The sequence below is a fragment of the Dethiosulfovibrio salsuginis genome (genome assembly GCF_900177735.1).
Classification (GTDB): Bacteria; Synergistota; Synergistia; order Synergistales; family Dethiosulfovibrionaceae; genus Dethiosulfovibrio; species Dethiosulfovibrio salsuginis.
Window position 1 is genome coordinate 26,601 of the sequence record NZ_FXBB01000016.1, and the last position, 15,379, is coordinate 41,979.

The following is a 15,379-nucleotide window of genomic DNA, read 5'->3' on the forward strand; positions in this document are numbered from 1 at the left end:
GGAGTGGTGAGCGAGATCATGACCATAGAGGAACTGGCCGTTTATCTTAAGATATCAAAGTCAAGCATGTATAAACTCTGTCAAGAGGGAAAAATTCCGGGGAACAAGGTGGGACGGCATTGGCGTTTTCAGAGGGAAGTCATAGATAGTTGGCTGGCGGACCACTCGGTAAGCTCCGATCATGGCTCTATCTCCATGAAGGATCTCAGAATCATCGTGGACCAGGCCATAAAGGCCGCTGAAAAAGGCGAACCTCTAGGAGAGGGCCTCCTCGAAAAAATAGTGGACGATGTGGTAGGAGGGGATTCAAATGGACTTTGCCAGGATTAGCGAGGAACACAGGGAAGAGCTTATCAAGGCTGCATCAGCGGCCATGAAAAACTCCTGGTCCCCTTACAGTCGGTTCTCCGTAGGGGCGGCAATCCTCATGTCCGACGGAGAGATAGTCACAGGCTGTAACGTGGAAAACTCCTCCTTCGGTCTCACTAACTGTGCCGAGAGGACCGCCGTCTTTTCAGCTATCACGAAAGGCTACGGCACAGGAGATTTTTTGTCTATCCTCATAAGGACCCAAGGGGATGAGCCTAGTTCCCCCTGTGGCGCATGTCGTCAGGTCCTCTCGGAGTTTTTCAGCGGAGACGCCGTCGTGGTCGCCGTTGGCGACGGAGGTAAATCTATGACCTGGACGGTTAAGGAGCTGTTGCCCGATGGTTTCCGACTTTGAGGGCTCTCTTATAGGCAACGGTTCCCCTGTTTCCCTTGAAAGCCTCTCTATAACCGTTCTCGCAGAGGACACCGTCCTTTACGAGACCCCTTTTCTCGGGCAGCACGGCATCTCCCTCTACCTGGAGACCCTTCGGGACGGAGAGGTATATCACGTCCTGATGGACGTAGGGCAAAACCCTCTGGCTCTGGTCAACAACATGGAGGAGCTGGACATCGACCTGGACGATCTGGACGCTATAGTCCTTACCCACTGTCATTACGACCATACAAGAGGAATAGCCCAGCTTTTAGAGGCATCGTCAAGGTCCGGTATCCCGGTCATAGCCCACCCCAGTATATTTCGTCCCCACTACGTCACCGATCCTGAGTGGCGACATATAGGCATGTCTCCTGAGGATTCGGCCAGAAAAATAGAGGATGCTGGGGGAAAGCTGGTTCTAACCTCCGACCCTATGGCGGTTATTCCTGGACTTTTCGTCTCTGGACAGGTCCCCAGAAAAAACAAAATAGAGCTACCTCCTAAGGGGCTTTTCACCTCCCAGGGTGGGATGGCGGTACCCGACAGGATGGAGGACGATATGTCCCTCTACGCCCTGATCGAGGGGGTAGGCATGGTGGTCCTCACAGGATGTGCCCACGCCGGCATAATCAACATAATAGACCATGGAGCCTCCCTTTTCCCCGACATGCCTCTCGAAGGGGTCGTCGGAGGGCTCCATCTCATAGAGGCGGAGCCGGAGGTCATACAGTGGACCGCCGAGGCACTAGGGGAGAAGGAGCCAAGCTGGATCGGTGCAGGCCACTGTACGGGCTTTGGGGGCCAGATGGCCCTGGCGGCTATCCTTCAGGATATGTTCTTCCCCCTGAGAACCGGCCTTATAATCCACGTCGACGAGGACGGCATGGAGCTCGAATCGGTGGTGGACGTCCGCTTCTAGTGATATAATGATAAGGAAAATCGATATCGTTATATTGGAGGCGGTTTTATGTATGCAGTAGCGTCCTGTGGAGATGGACCGGAGGCAATGGTTGCCGATCGTTTCGGTCGTGCTCAGTTTTTCGCCTTTTTCGACGAGGCAGGTGCTTTTCTTAGGTCGGTCAAAAACGACAGCTCCTCCGCAGCTCACGGAGCTGGCGGTCAGGCGGTGGCGGTAATCGCTTCCGAGGGAGCCAAGGTGGCCATAGGACCTCAGTTTGGGGTCAACGCCGAATCGGCGATGAAAGCAGGAGGAATCTCCGCATTCTCCGCATCGGGATGTACGGTTTCCGAGGCGGTCTCTCAGTGTATCGCCGGAGGCCTCAAAAAGCTCTTTTAAAACGGGAAAAAGGTAAGCCCCTTGACGAGAGTCGAGGGGCTTACCTTTTGTTTATCCTGTGATTCTCTTTATCTCCTGCCATATGTGATCGATAGACGGTCTCATGTGCTCTACAGGGATACTTCCGGAGGCGACGGACTCGGGGATATCCCTCGAAAAGGGAATCTCCCCTATCAGCGGGATCGTCAACTCCCTGCAAACCTCTCTGACCCTAGGGGCCATATCGGTCACGTCGCTTTTGTTGAGTACCACCGCCATAGGAATGTCCATGTCGGCGGTAAGCTGGTGAAGCCTTTTAAGGTCGTGAATCCCCGACTCGGTGGGCTCGGTGACCGCCAAGGCCAAAGAAGCTCCGGTTACAGCCGCTATAGCTGGGCAGGCTATGCCAGGAGGTCCGTCGACTATGAGGTTAGGCAGTTCTAGCCTTTGGGCCTCTTCCTTGGCGGCCCTTTTAACGGTGGTCACCAGCATTCCGCTGTTCTCCCCACCGGGGAAAAGCCTGGCGTAGACCATAGGCCCAAGATGGGTGATAGCCTTAAACCATCGCCCCTGCTGTCTCGGAACCATGGTTATGGCCTCCTTCGGACAGACCATGGCGCAACCTCCACAGCCCTCACAGCCTGCGGTCACCGTGGCTTTTTTACCCTCCATACGGATGGCGTCAAAACGGCAAAAGTCCAGACAGGCACCGCAACCGGTGCAGCTTTCTTTCGAGACCTCCGCCCCGTCCATGCCTATAAAGTCGAACTTCTCCTGTCGTTCCGGGGGAACCAGTATCCACAGGTCCGGGGCGTCGACGTCGGCGTCGCACAGAGCCGCTCCCTCTTGGGAAGCGATAGACGCCAGCGACGCGGTTATGGAGGTCTTGCCGGTGCCTCCTTTGCCGCTGACCACGACGATCTCCCTCATTAAAGGACACCTCTTTTCCTGAGAGAGGACACTATTCCGTCGGTATGTCCTCTCCATAGCTCTGACTTGAGGTAAAGGTTCTCCCCTATGCCGTATATCTGGGCGACTTCCTTTGAGAAGGGAATCCTCGATATGACCTCGACGTTAAAACGGCGGCACAGTTCCTCCGGGTCTGACCCTCCTAGGTCGAACCTGTTGACCACCACCGACGCAGGCCGTTTGAGGTCCGATACCACCTCAAGGGCCAGTTCCAGATCGGCCATGCCGAAAGGGGTTCCCTCGGTGACCAGCAGGACGTAATCCGATCGGCTCACCGCCTCCACCATAGAGCAGGACGTTCCAGGAGGACAGTCCACTATTTTGACGTTTGAGTCCGTGGACCCCGCCTCTATAACCGACCGTATGACCGGAACGGGGTTAGGGGAACCCACTTTGAGCCTTCCCTCTAAAAGCCTGAGGTTTCCTCTAGATGCCTCCGATACCGTTCCGATCACGTTAGGGGTCTCGGTTATGGCTCCTACAGGGCAGACCATCGAGCAGACGGCACAGCCGTGGCACAGTCCTTTGTTCACCGTCGGAGCTAGAGAGCCGAACTGCACTATAGCGTTGAAACGACAGGCCTTGGCACACTCGCCACAACGGACGCAGTTATGGCCGAAAAGGGGTATCGGTATGGACACCTGTCCCCTCTCAACAGGATCTAGACCTAACAGAGGAGCCAGGTTAGGCTCCTCTACGTCCGCATCTATGGCTGTAACTCTGTCCAGTGCCAGGGCCAAAGAGGAGGTCAATGAGCTCTTGCCCGTTCCACCTTTGCCGCTGGCTACGGCGAGAACGGTCATCGATCAGTGGTCGCAGTCGCCGTGGTCGTGGTTGCACAGTCTACCGGTGCTCTCCAGAGACCCTGCGGTAAGCTTGGCTATGGCCTGGTCCACTGTCCCGGAAAATCCGGTTACCACGTCCACTCCTTTGGCCTTCAGCAGCTCGCAGGCCCGGGCGCCTAGACCACCGGATACCAGGACGTTTACGCCTAGATCTCCAAGCCATGCGGGCAGAACCCCAGGTTCGTGGGCCGGAGGAACGTGACTTTCCCTGGAAACCTCTACTCCATCCTGGACATCCGCTATAACGAACTCAGGGGCGTGGCCAAAGTGGGGGCATATGGCCCCAGCCTCGACGGGAAAAGCTATTTTCAAGACGAAAACCCTCTTTCTCGATCAGTATATGATAATGATTCTTGTAATCATAAGGATAGGGCTTTCGAGTAGGTTTGTCAATCCTGTCCTCGCCTTTTACAGTGACATCCTCTACCTGCCCCTCTTCCCCTTTTTCCCGGTAGGTCTCTGGCTACGTCGCTGTCTCGACAGTCGGAGCACAGGCCGCATATCCTGAAAGCCTGAGGTATGAGGGTGAAGTCCTCGCTGTGAGCCAGCTCAGATATGGCGTCGATGAGCTTATTCTCCTCCGGTACGGCCACCGACTTTCCGCAGCAACGGCAGAAAGCGTGGATGGTTATCTTGCCCTCCGCCAGGGTTATTCGGTTGAAGCCGTCTCCCTGGTCTATTAGACTCACAAAACCCAGCCTGGATAGGACCTCCACCGTCCTGTAGATCGTCGCCATGCCTATGGAAAAATCCTGTTCCTGTACCTTTGAGAGTATCTCCTGTATTCCCGGTGGAACGGGATCGTCGCACTTCTCCAGTATGGCCGATACTATGAGGTCCCTCTGTTTCGTCATCCGAAAGCCGCTTTCTTTGAGGGCTCTCATTATATTGTCTTTTTTTTCGTGCCCAGTTGTTTTATCCATCGTAATTTCCCTCCGTGATTCCTTTTTCTTATCCCACCAGATTACCACCCTTTGGTCCTTCGGTCTAGGATTATCGCCGATAGGGGTTATAATCTTACGGAAAAGGGCTTTGCGCCCGAAAGGAGGCGATCTTATATATAGAAAGTGGTCGACAGAGCTTAGGGCCGGTTTTGGCTTTAGGGTTCAGAAAATATGTCTGGATACGGGGTCGGGGTGTCCTAACAGGGAAAGCCTGACCTCCGGAGGCTGTGTTTTTTGCGACTCCTCCGGCGGAGGGACAGGGGCCTGGTTGAGAGGCGAGTCACTTGAGGATCAGATAGCCAGAGGAATGAAGTCCGCACTGGGACACTACAAGGCGAAGGCCTGTATCCTTTACTTCCAGAGCTACTCCGCCACCTACGGATCTCCCGATCGCTTCATAGAGGCGGTGGAGAGGGCGACGGTCGCCGCCCGCCGATTTGTCCCTGTGGTTGGGCTATCGGTGGGAACTAGGCCGGACCTGGTCCATCCCTGGGTGGTGGATTATCTGACGTCCCTCGTCAGGCCCGACTTTCAGGTCTGGCTGGAGCTTGGGGTCCAGACCACCGACGAAAAAGGGCTTCTGTGGCTCAGGCGGGGACACGACCTTAAAGCGGTGGAGGACTGTCTGGAGAGATGCCAGGACAGCCCCTTCTCCCTCTGTGCCCATCTTATAGCCGGTATCCCAGGCGAAAGGGAGGATCAGCTTCTTCGCTCCGCCCGGTGGCTTCTGGACAGAGGGGTCTCGGGCCTCAAGTTTCATCCCCTTTACGTCCTAAAAGACACACCTCTTGAGGGACTCTACCGTCAGGGGGACTTCGAGCCTCTCTCCATGGAAGACTACGCTAGCAAGGTCGCTAAGGTCATAGACCTAGAGGGAAGTCGTTTCGTGGTTCAGCGTATTGCGGCGGACGTGAGAGGGGAAAGGCTTATAGCCCCCAAATGGATAGAGGATAAAAACAGGGTTATAGCGGAGATAGAAGGTCGGTTGGGCTGTCACTCTATGGAAGTGAAGGTTCCTGTGTCATAATGGAGGTATATCCTATTTTGAAGGAGGTTTTTGTGGTGAAGTTTAGAAAAACGCTTTTGCTGGCGATGGCATCTTTGCTGTCTATCGCCTTGGCTACCGCCGCTTTTGGAACGGACTCCAGTTTTGTGGAGAGCTACTACTCCGCCCTGGAGGCGTCTATTTCCGACGGCAACACCTATCGACTAGGGGAGTTTATCGACGAGGAAAGCGACTTCGGCAAGGACACAATATCCTGGGTAATTAGGCTAAATCGCCTCGGGGTATCCGGGGAGTTCGACGGCCTAGCGGTCGGAGAAAAGGTCGCTAAAGGGGATAAAGAGAGCCTCAAGGTCTCCGATCGGCTGACCCTCAGCTACCCCGATGAGAGGATCAGGGTTTTCGACTACAGGAGGGAATACCTTCTGGAGAACGGCAGGATCGTCGCCGAAATATCCGACTACGACAGATCGTTCCCCGAGCTTTCCGCCGAAAGGACGAAAAAAACTCCATTAGAGAGGATGGAGTCCTCGGTCTCCTCCGTTCCGGTGGGCAGAGCTAAGGCTCCGGTCTCCGATTCCCCGAAGATGACCGCTTTTCTTCCCTCTCAGGATGGCAGGGACCTTAAGGTGCTTGTGAGATGGGATAACCCCCTTGATATGGCGGTTCAGCTCGCTGGGGACGTCCTGACAGGCGAGGAGTTGGAGTTCATGATGGACCAGGTTCCTCCCATCGCCGAGGGCGCAATTTCCATGGTGATGGTAAAAGACGGCATACCGGAGATATACGGTGCTATCAGGCCTATAGAGGGAATCAACCCCTCCGACGCTGTCCGGGTGGTTGTATCCCGTATATCTCAGGAAACCGGGGACGACCTGACCTTAAAGCCCTTTGACGGCAACCTCAAGTCGGAGCTCGACCCTCTAGCCATCATTCAGCTTCCTGACGGTGCGCCGGAACTTTACTCCGCCCTGTGGAAAGGGGACGGAAGGACGGTCCTGGTCTCCCTCTCCGAGCAGGGGCTTAACTCTATGCTGGACTCTGCCTCCGGTAAAATAGCCTCTTTAGACGATAATACCGCCCTAGGGGAGTGGCCATCGGTCCATATACGGGGCTGGGTCTCCAACGAGCTCCTGAAATCCGAGCTAGTAGATGAGGATGTCCCGGTCTACGGATCGGACCCTCTTTCCATCGAAATGGCCTTCTTCAGCCTGGATAACGAGGTGACCGGTCGCTGGTTCTCCAACGCCGTAGATCTCTTCGTCGATCCCGATATGGAGTTGCCTATGATCTCCCTGGGGAAAGATCTCCCCTTCCTAGGAGGCAAGGTCCTGGGCTTTATGGCCGCTAGGCTGGGAAGAATAGACGTCGACATGCTTAAAGATGCTTTGAAAAACGAGATGCCCGGGGAAAACGTGGACGTAGCCCTCGCTCAGATGACCGATCTCACCGGCCTTACCCTCGAGGATATTCTTGATCTCCTTGACGGAAGGGTATCTCTGGTCTTAGGGGGACGGAGCAGGAGCCCTATAGGCGACGTCCCTGGAGCATATCTCCAGATAGAGCCCGATAAAAAAGAGGTGCTGACCAAAGTAGCGGAGGCACTGCCGAAGATATACGCCCTGGCTCCTCCTGTGGGACTGAGGGAGAGAAAGATATCTGGCTGGAACGTCGCTTACGCCATGAACGCCATGGCCAGTGCCACAGTCGCAGTAGGCGACGACAGGCTTTTGTTAGGTGCCCTGGATTATGAGAAGCTAAACGAACCGGCCTCGTTGCCGGACAACCTCAAGGCGGCCTCACAGCCGGAGGACATGGCGGTCATAGCCTTTTCTCTGGCGGATATAAGAGAAGCGGTCAAGGAAATAGCGGACATGAACAGCATATTCCTCCAGACCGACGAGATCAAAGACGGTATGGCTACCTTCCTGGATAGCACCGCCCATCTCGATTCTCTGGTTATAAGGATCCAGTCCCTTAAAGAGGGAAGCCTCTCGGTGAGGACCTTGAATTAACGATGGCAAACCGTCTCCACTTAACTTGGGTTCCGCTGATATTTTTGCTGGCATTTAGCTCTCCTTCTGAGGGATGGGAGATACCTCTTCCCTCAATGCCATCTATGCCCTCTATGCCATCCTGGCTCAAGGGCGATGATGCTGACCGATTCTCATCGGTGTGGGATGACTCTATGAAAAAGCTGGACTCGGCGCTGAATCGGTTGGACAAGGCCGATTCCCTCCCCGAGGAGAGGCTGATCGGCAACGACAGGTCCAAAAACGAGAGCAAAATAGACTCTATCCTCCAGGACGTGGTCACAATACTGACCGACTCTGAGACCGGAGATCTCAGGAAGGAATTCTCCAAAGTCCAGTCCGACCTGTCCCGCAGGAGGGCCAACCTGGCATCCCTCAAGGAAAAACGGGTCTCCGCCCCTGAGTCCGGTGGGCTGCTGAAAAAGGGCAAAGACGACCTGACCGCCAAGATCGCCGAGGAGGAAGAGGCCATAAAGCAGGGCGAGGTGAGGCTTGTGGAGCTTGAAAGGTCCATGGCTGCAAAACTCAAAGAGGAGGGCCTTTCCGCTACCGACGAGCAGATACAGGGCTTGTTGGCGGGGGTGACCGCCGACGACGTGGCGGCCATGTACGCCGTCTACGGCAACATCAGGATCTTTTCCGACAAGCTCACCGAACTCATGGAACAGGGAAAGGACGACCTCTCCGTCGCCAGGCGGTATTACGGCATATACTCGCTGCTCCTTCGCACCTGCGTGGTCATGAACGAGAGCTTCGTGGAGAAGATAAACGGAAAATACCTCCCTGACTTGGAGGCCATGGCCAACTCCGCCAAGACCCTCAGGGAGGATCTGACGAACCAGTCCATGGACCGGTCCCTCTCCGCCAGGCAGAGAGAGCTGGTCCGTAACAACATAGAGTCCACCGACCTCACCCTTCAGGCCATAGGGGCCTACTGGGTGTTTCTGGAGGACCAGCGGGACCAGGCCCAAAAGAACCTGGAGGGATTCAGAAGGGACTACGCCGTGGCCCACAACGCCTATCGCACAATGAAGCTGGCGAGAGGGCTTCTGGACATGGTCAAGGCCAACAAAAAGGACTTCGACGCCATAGCTAAGCTGGAGGTCCCGGAGGTCGTGGTCTTCTCCAACGACAAGCTGAGGCACGAGTTCAAAAACATCACCGAGGGGTTAAAAAGGTAGCAAAGTAAAAGAGGGCCCCTAGGGACCCTCTTTTTTAAGTTTCTAAACGACCCTTCTTATCGAGTCTATTATCGTCCCGTCCCTGTACTCCACCGCTCCGACGATCCGGTCGTCGAACTCCACAGGATCGGGAACCCCGGTCATCCTCTCGATCTCAGCCTTAAGGTCCTCTATGGCCTTGACAGGCAGGCCTCCGTCGTAGGCGGCCTTGGTCAGGTCCTCTCTGAGGGGGTTGATGCAGATGCCTCTCTCTGTGACTATGGCGTCCACCGTCTCCCCTGGGGTCACCACCGTCTGGACCCTGTCCTTTATGGAGGGAACTCCCTCCCTTATGGAAGGCACGGTGATTATGGAGAGCTTCGCCCCGGCGGCTGTGTCGCAGTGCCCGCCTGACGCCCCTCTCAACACCCCGTCGTGTCCGGTCAGGACGTCCACGTTAAAGTCGACGTCCACGTCCAAAGCGGCCAGAGCTACCACGTCCAGATCGTTGACCACACATCCAGCGGTGAAGGGGTTTGCGTACCAGGATGCGTCGATCTCCTTGTGGTTGGGATGCCCCGCCACCGACTTGGTCACGGAGGAATCGAAGCTCTGGACGTCGAAGAGGGCCCTAAACAGCCCCTCCTCCAGCATATCCGCCATGTACCCCGTTATTCCACCTATGCCGAAGCTTCCCTGAACGGAACGTTCCTTCATGTAGTCCCTGACGAACTTGGCCACCGCCAGGCTGGCCCCTCCCGCTCCGACCTGAAAGGAACAGCCCTCCACCAGAAGCCCAGAGACCCTTATAAGGTCGAAGGCGTTCTCCGCTATCTTCAGGTTTACCGGATCTTTGGATATCCTCGCCGGTCCTGAGGCTATTTTTGACGAGTCTCCCAGGGAATCCACCACCACTATCTGATCCACCAGATATTGGGGGATCGATATCCGATCCATGAGGGGGGCCTGAACCAGGTTGTCGGTAACCGCTATGACGTGGGAGGCGTAACGGGCGTCGAGCTGGGCGTAGCCCAGGGTCCCGCAGGCCGATTTGCCGGTGGAGCCGGTCATGTTCCCCATGGTATCGCAGGTCGGGGCCCCTAAAAAGGCCACGTCCACGGAGATCCTGCCCTCCTGGATGGCCCTCGCTCGGCCTCCATGGCTGTGGATCATTACCGGTATCTCCATCTCCCCCCTCGAGATCATCCTGCCGATCTCCCCTCTGACGCCGGAGGTGTGGATTCTGGATATGGTCCCTCCTCTGACCGCCTGGGCCACTATCTCGTGGGAGTCGGTGAGGGAACTGGGGGCCAGGACCAGGTTTTTGATCCCGAGTCCCTCTATGGCCCTTATAACCTGAGGAAGGACGTCGTCGCCGTTTCTCAGGTGGTGATGAAAGGAGATGGTCATGCCGTCCTGGAGGCCCGACCTCTTTATCGCCTCGGTAAGATCCTGGGCCAGCTTTTTGTGGCCGAAGGCTGGAACCGTTCTACAGGGGGCCTTGGGGGTCCAGCTATAGGACCCGTCCAGTCTGGCGAAGGCCCCGGCGAAGGGAGCAAGGCTCCCGATACCCTGGATCTCCGTCAGTACCTCTCGGCCTATGGAGTTTTTTACAGTTTTAGAGATCATAGGGAAACCTCCATGCCCGAAATGACGGCGAGCTCGATGGTCCTTCTCGCTTGGGAGACCACCGGGCCGTCCACCATCTTGCCGTCGACTGCTATAACGCCCAGACCCCGCTTCTCCGCCTCCTCCGCCGCTTTGACCACCTTCAGCGCCTTTTTCAGCGATCTCTCGTCGGGGCGGTAGGCGTCGTGGATCGGGCCTATCTGGGACGGATGGATCGCCGCCTTGCCGGAGAAGCCCAGCTGTACCGCCAGCTTACACTCGGCGCTCAGGCCCTCCAGGTCCTCGACGTCGGTGAAAACCGTGTCAAGCGCCTCCTTTCCCGCCGCCTTCGCCGCCAGCACCACGTGGCTCCTGGCGTAGAGGAGCTCTATTCCCTCTCTGGACCTGCTTATCCCCAGGTCCGCCGCGAGGTCCTGTCCCCCTAAGGTGAGGGCCGTCAGCCTAGGGGAGGATTTAGCGATGTCGTAGGCGTTCATCAGTGACAGGGCGGTCTCCAACATGCCGTGAAGCTCTATGGAGCCCACCGGTATGCCGTTGGTTTCCTCCAGCTCGGACATTATCTCGTCGGCCTCGGTTACGTCCTTGACGTCGTTCACCTTAGGCAGCCTTATACAGTCCGGTCCGGCAGGTATGACCGACCTCATATCGTCCTCGAAAAACTGGGTGTCCCTGCCGTTGACCCGGACCACTCTCTCTACTTTGCCGAAGTCCATGGCCATAAGGGCCTGGGTTACAAGCCTTCTGGCTCCGTCTTTCTCCGTCACCGCCACGGCGTCCTCCAGGTCCAAAAGCACCCCGTCCGCCCCGTAGATAGGGCAGTTCTGTATCATGGAGGGACTGTTTCCCGGCACGTAGAGCAGGGATCGGCGGGGCCTCCTGAGCTGTTTTTCCATCCCTATGCCGCTGCCTTTTTCCTGCGGAACATGGCGTAGCCGAAGGAAAGGACCGCCAGCACCAGCAGAGTCGCCGATATAGGCTTCTGGACGAAGATCGCTAGGTCGCTGTTGGCTATGGTCATGGCGTTTCTGAAATACTGCTCCGTGGAGCTGCCTAGAATTAGGGCCAGGACCAGCGGAGGCAGGGGAATGGACAGCTTGCTGAACATATACCCTCCCAGGGCGAAGGCCGCCACAAGGATGAAATCGAAGGGGCTGTAGTTGAGGAAGTAGGCTCCCATAAAGGCCATTCCCAGTATCAGGGGCAGCATTATCCTCTGAGGTATCCTGAGCAGTTGGACCAGAGGTATGGCCAGAGGCAGGTTTATGATCAGCAACGCTACGTTACCGATCAACAAAGAGGCTATGACCCCCCAGGCTATCTCGGGATTTTGGGCGAAAAGCATCGGTCCAGGTCTTACTCCCAGCATCATAAGGGCTCCAAGCATGACGGCGGTAGTTCCCGATCCCGGTATTCCCAAGGTCAGAAGGGGAACCATGGCCCCACAGGAACAGGAATTGTTGGCCGCCTCCGGGGCGGCCAGCCCCTCGATGGCTCCTTTGCCGAACTTCTCCGGCGTCTTGCTCAGCGACTTTTCCATGGCGTAGGACATAAAGGTGGCTATGGTCCCTCCCATACCGGGAAGAACACCGATGAAAAATCCAAGAGGAGAGTTTCTGAGCATAGGCATGAGGCACTTTTTGAAATCCGCCCAGGATACCCACACTTTCCCTATGGATTTTGAGTCTATTTTGTGCTCTATGTGGATCGATTTGAGGTTCTTAAACACCTCGCAGACCGCGTAGAGCCCTATCATGACCACCAGGAAGTCGATTCCGTCCTGGAGGTCTTCCACTCCCATGACAAACCGGTTTACCCCGGTCTGAGGGTCTATCCCTATGGTGGAGATCATAAAGCCGATCGCTACGGCGATAAATCCCTTCAGGATGCTCCCGTCCGACAGGGTCACAGTCGCTGTGAGGGCGAACATTAGCAACGAGAACATCTCCACCGGGCCGAACTTAAAGGCGTAGCTCGCTATGGGACCGGTGAGGAACACCAGAAGAACCATCCCTATGGTTCCGCCTATGAACGACGCTATGGCCGATATGGCGAGAGCGGACCCAGCCTGGCCGTTTTTGGTCATAGGATAGCCGTCGAAACAGCTGACTATGGCCGAGGCATCACCGGGGGTGTTTATCATAATGGAGGCCCTGGAGCCTCCGAACATAGCTCCGTAGTAGACGGCACACATGGTGATAAGGGCTGTTGTGGGGTTCATCCCGTAGGTTATAGGTATGAGGATAGCGACTCCCGTGGCGGGGCCTAGTCCTGGGAGCATTCCCATGATGGTGCCGAGAAATCCCCCGATGAAGACCCACATGACGTTGGTCACGGTGAGGGCGGTCTGAAAGCCCAGGGAAAGATTAGCAAAGACAGTATCCATTTAGATCACCTTATCAGTATCAGAAGGGCAGGAAGCTGAGAAGCCCTCGAGGAAGGCTCAGGTTCAGAGCCACCGAGAACACGCCGTAGCATACGCAGGAGAATAGCCCCGCTATAGTGATGTTCTGTACCCTATGTCCTTTGTTTATGATGGACCCCGCAAGGAACATAAATATAGCCGTTCCTATGACGTAGCCAAAGTAGTCGAGGGTCTCTCCGTAGGCTATGCCTAGGACCATTATGGCCGCTATCTTAAGCCAGATAGGTCTTTCCGAGATAAAACCGAAGGAGAAGACCTCTTTGTCCTTCTTCATCATCTCCAGGAACGTCAGAAGGCCGCCGCATAACACGGCGGCAGTGCCTATTATGTAGGGAAAAAGCCTGGGGCCGATCTCGTCCCCTGCCTGTACGTCCGGTATCTGGCTGGTGCCGTAAAGGTAGGCCAGTCCAAGCACCAGGGATATCAGGCCGGATATCATGTTTTTAGTCATCTATGTCGCACCTCCCGGTGTTTTTTGTCGTTCAAGGGGTGAAAAGGGGGAGGAGACAGGTCTCCTCCCCCTGCCCAGAGGGCGGTTAGTCTATCAGGCCGACTTCCTTTAAGGTGCTCTGGAAAGCCTCGGTTTGCTCCGCTAAGGTCGTGGCGAACTGAACTGGATCTTGGTAGTAGGACTCCCATTCCAGCTTCTTAAGCTGATCCTTCCAGGTGGGGGTCTCGATCATCTTCTCGATCGTACCCTGCCAGTAGGCTACCTGCTCCTCGCTCAGGCCCGGGGCGGCGATGATGCCTCTCCAGTGGGGGAACACCATGTCCGCTCCCTGCTCCACCCAGGGAGTCACGTCGGGAAGGGACTCAAGCCTCTTGTTGGAGCTGATCCCCAGCACCCTGAGGTTCCCTGCCTTATGCTGCTCCATGACCTCCGCAAGGCCTATGGTGATCGCCTTTACGTGTCCGCCCATGAGGGCCGGGATCTGCTCAGCGGCGGTCTTGGGGTAGACCACGAACTTGATAAGCTTAGGATCCACTCCGTACTTCTGGGCCAGCATCAGGAAGGAGATGTGGTCGTTGTTTCCAAGGCTAGGACCGACTCCGACGACCATGCCGTTAGGATCGGCGGCGATTGCCTCAAAGAGCTCCTTACCGTTGGTCCAGGGGGCGTCTTTAGCCACCGCCACGGAGATCCACTCGGTCTGGAGGTTGGCGAGGACGGTGAAGTCCTTGTAGGTGAGAGGGCTCTTGCCGAAGAGGTTGTTGAGCATCAACAGGGTCGACGTCGCCGCTATATACTCTCCCTTACCCTCTTTGCCTTTGAGGTAGTTCCATCCCGCAGCTCCGCCGCCGCCAGGCTTGTTGGTGACCAGCACCGGACGATCCACCAGCTTTTCCTCCTGAAGGGTCTTCTGCATGGTCCGACATAGCAGATCCCATCCACCGCCCGGTCCAGCAGGAGCGATTAGCTCGATGGGCCTATTAGGGGACCACTCGGCGAAGGCCGATCCCGCTAGGGATCCCAGTATCGCGGTGGCGCAAAACATTACGAACAACTTCTTCATGAAAATTATTCCTCCCTTCAAAATAAAACGCCTATGCCGCCTCTATTCCGCACTTCCACCCCTGTAACAGCTAACCCCAGGGTAAGGGCCTTGCTCACATATAGTCGTGTTTCCCTATCTGGTCCGAGTATCCTGTCACCTCAAGCCAGATTTTGTAGGACTTATCGATATGGTTTCCCCATAGAGCCGAGGCCTCCTCAGGGGAACGAGATACAAAATAGGAGTACATCTGCTCCCTGGTGCGGTAGCTCTCGTCCATCCTTTTCGCTATAACCACTCGTACCACCCTGTATCGGTCGAGCATCTCCCTGTGGTTCCATATCAGGTCGACTATCTTAGGGGCGTGGGACGCCTCGAACATCTCCTTGTTATACCGAGCGACGAGGGGAACGTAGGCGTCGGTCAGAGCTTCCCCCTGGAGGGTCGTCATGTAGGTCTTGGCCTGGTCCAGGATATGTCTGACGTTCTTTAATTCCTTTTCCGTCGCGTTCATGGCCACGTACTTTACCGCCAGGCATTCCAGGGCCTTTCTGAGGGCGAATATCTGTGCCACGTCCTTAGGCAACAGTCCCTTGACCACGTTTCCCCTCATGGGGACCCTCTCTATCAGACCCTCGGCCTCCAGCTTCTGTATGGCCTCCCTGACGGGGGTCCTGCTTATGTTGAACTCCGAGGCTATCTCTCCGTCGGTAAACCTCGTTCCAGGCTCGAGCTCTCCTCCGACGATGGCCTGCCTGAGCTGTTCGTAGACGATCTCTCTGACCGGTTTGATCTTTATGGTTTTTGCGTTGGATAAAAGGGACATACAATCCGACTCCTTTTTTGGATCCAGGATACTT

The 15,379-nt window shown here is 56.0% G+C and carries 17 protein-coding genes; 7 read left to right on the plus strand and 10 right to left on the minus strand.

What is annotated here, in order from left to right:
- Nucleotides 1-6: 6 nt before the first annotated feature.
- Genes B9Y55_RS07185 through B9Y55_RS07200 form a run of 4 tightly spaced genes read left to right on the plus strand, consistent with a single transcriptional unit; the run spans nucleotide 7 to nucleotide 2,042 of the window.
- Complete coding sequence (locus B9Y55_RS07185) at nucleotides 7-330, plus strand: helix-turn-helix domain-containing protein (protein ID WP_234986171.1); 324 nt, start codon at nucleotides 7-9, stop codon at nucleotides 328-330.
- The gene (cdd, locus tag B9Y55_RS07190; RefSeq protein WP_085544688.1) at nucleotides 311-724 is read left to right on the plus strand and encodes a cytidine deaminase; all 414 of its coding nucleotides are present in this window, start codon (nucleotides 311-313) and stop codon (nucleotides 722-724) included. Before B9Y55_RS07185 ends, cdd begins: the two co-directional genes overlap by 20 nt.
- A complete protein-coding gene (locus tag B9Y55_RS07195; RefSeq protein ID WP_085544689.1) occupies nucleotides 708-1,664 on the plus strand; it encodes an MBL fold metallo-hydrolase in 957 nt (318 codons plus the stop codon). Before cdd ends, B9Y55_RS07195 begins: the two co-directional genes overlap by 17 nt.
- Before the next feature lie 48 nt (nucleotides 1,665-1,712).
- On the plus strand, nucleotides 1,713-2,042 hold the full coding sequence (locus tag B9Y55_RS07200; protein WP_085544690.1) for a NifB/NifX family molybdenum-iron cluster-binding protein: 330 nt from the start codon (nucleotides 1,713-1,715) through the stop codon (nucleotides 2,040-2,042).
- A 51-nt stretch (nucleotides 2,043-2,093) separates the two neighbouring features.
- Here the strand turns inward: B9Y55_RS07200 and B9Y55_RS07205 are convergent, their stop codons facing one another.
- The 4 genes from B9Y55_RS07205 to B9Y55_RS07220 all read right to left on the minus strand — a co-directional run bounded on the left by B9Y55_RS07205 (nucleotide 2,094) and on the right by B9Y55_RS07220 (nucleotide 4,758).
- The gene (locus B9Y55_RS07205) at nucleotides 2,094-2,951 is read right to left on the minus strand and encodes an ATP-binding protein (RefSeq protein WP_085544691.1); all 858 of its coding nucleotides are present in this window, start codon (nucleotides 2,949-2,951) and stop codon (nucleotides 2,094-2,096) included.
- Nucleotides 2,951-3,793, minus strand: coding sequence for a nucleotide-binding protein (locus B9Y55_RS07210; RefSeq protein WP_085544692.1), 843 nt, complete (start codon nucleotides 3,791-3,793; stop codon nucleotides 2,951-2,953). Before B9Y55_RS07210 ends, B9Y55_RS07205 begins: the two co-directional genes overlap by 1 nt.
- A 3-nt stretch (nucleotides 3,794-3,796) precedes the next feature.
- A complete protein-coding gene (locus B9Y55_RS07215; protein ID WP_085544693.1) occupies nucleotides 3,797-4,147 on the minus strand; it encodes a NifB/NifX family molybdenum-iron cluster-binding protein in 351 nt (116 codons plus the stop codon).
- Between the two features lie 77 nt (nucleotides 4,148-4,224).
- Nucleotides 4,225-4,758: a Fur family transcriptional regulator gene (locus tag B9Y55_RS07220; protein ID WP_085544694.1), complete on the minus strand. Its 534-nt coding sequence runs from the start codon at nucleotides 4,756-4,758 to the stop codon at nucleotides 4,225-4,227.
- A gap of 109 nt (nucleotides 4,759-4,867) precedes the next feature.
- Here B9Y55_RS07220 and B9Y55_RS07225 point away from each other — a divergent pair, with 109 nt between their 5' ends.
- The 3 genes from B9Y55_RS07225 to B9Y55_RS07235 are packed head-to-tail and all read left to right on the plus strand — an operon-like array spanning nucleotide 4,868 to nucleotide 8,996.
- Nucleotides 4,868-5,806, plus strand: a complete 939-nt coding sequence (locus tag B9Y55_RS07225) for a tRNA modification radical SAM protein MnmL/YtqA (RefSeq protein WP_234986172.1) — start codon at nucleotides 4,868-4,870, stop codon at nucleotides 5,804-5,806.
- 35 nt (nucleotides 5,807-5,841) lie between these two features.
- Nucleotides 5,842-7,797 carry a TcaA NTF2-like domain-containing protein gene (locus tag B9Y55_RS07230; protein ID WP_143340858.1) on the plus strand — a complete coding sequence of 652 codons (1,956 nt, stop codon included), beginning with the start codon at nucleotides 5,842-5,844 and terminating at the stop codon, nucleotides 7,795-7,797.
- A gap of 2 nt (nucleotides 7,798-7,799) precedes the next feature.
- The gene (locus B9Y55_RS07235) at nucleotides 7,800-8,996 is read left to right on the plus strand and encodes a hypothetical protein (RefSeq protein WP_085544697.1); all 1,197 of its coding nucleotides are present in this window, start codon (nucleotides 7,800-7,802) and stop codon (nucleotides 8,994-8,996) included.
- Nucleotides 8,997-9,038: 42 nt separating this feature from the next.
- Here B9Y55_RS07235 and citF read toward each other — a convergent pair whose 3' ends face one another.
- The 6 genes from citF to B9Y55_RS07265 all read right to left on the minus strand — a co-directional run bounded on the left by citF (nucleotide 9,039) and on the right by B9Y55_RS07265 (nucleotide 15,345).
- Nucleotides 9,039-10,604 carry a citrate lyase subunit alpha gene (gene citF / locus B9Y55_RS07240; protein WP_085544698.1) on the minus strand — a complete coding sequence of 522 codons (1,566 nt, stop codon included), beginning with the start codon at nucleotides 10,602-10,604 and terminating at the stop codon, nucleotides 9,039-9,041.
- Nucleotides 10,601-11,497: an HpcH/HpaI aldolase/citrate lyase family protein gene (locus B9Y55_RS07245; RefSeq protein WP_085544699.1), complete on the minus strand. Its 897-nt coding sequence runs from the start codon at nucleotides 11,495-11,497 to the stop codon at nucleotides 10,601-10,603. Before B9Y55_RS07245 ends, citF begins: the two co-directional genes overlap by 4 nt.
- Before the next feature lie 2 nt (nucleotides 11,498-11,499).
- The gene (locus B9Y55_RS07250) at nucleotides 11,500-12,987 is read right to left on the minus strand and encodes a tripartite tricarboxylate transporter permease (RefSeq protein WP_085544700.1); all 1,488 of its coding nucleotides are present in this window, start codon (nucleotides 12,985-12,987) and stop codon (nucleotides 11,500-11,502) included.
- A gap of 19 nt (nucleotides 12,988-13,006) precedes the next feature.
- Nucleotides 13,007-13,477, minus strand: coding sequence for a tripartite tricarboxylate transporter TctB family protein (locus B9Y55_RS07255; RefSeq protein WP_085544701.1), 471 nt, complete (start codon nucleotides 13,475-13,477; stop codon nucleotides 13,007-13,009).
- 85 nt (nucleotides 13,478-13,562) lie between these two features.
- Complete coding sequence (locus tag B9Y55_RS07260) at nucleotides 13,563-14,540, minus strand: tripartite tricarboxylate transporter substrate binding protein (protein WP_085544702.1); 978 nt, start codon at nucleotides 14,538-14,540, stop codon at nucleotides 13,563-13,565.
- A 94-nt stretch (nucleotides 14,541-14,634) separates the two neighbouring features.
- Nucleotides 14,635-15,345: a GntR family transcriptional regulator gene (locus tag B9Y55_RS07265; RefSeq protein WP_159448274.1), complete on the minus strand. Its 711-nt coding sequence runs from the start codon at nucleotides 15,343-15,345 to the stop codon at nucleotides 14,635-14,637.
- Nucleotides 15,346-15,379 lie beyond the last annotated feature (34 nt).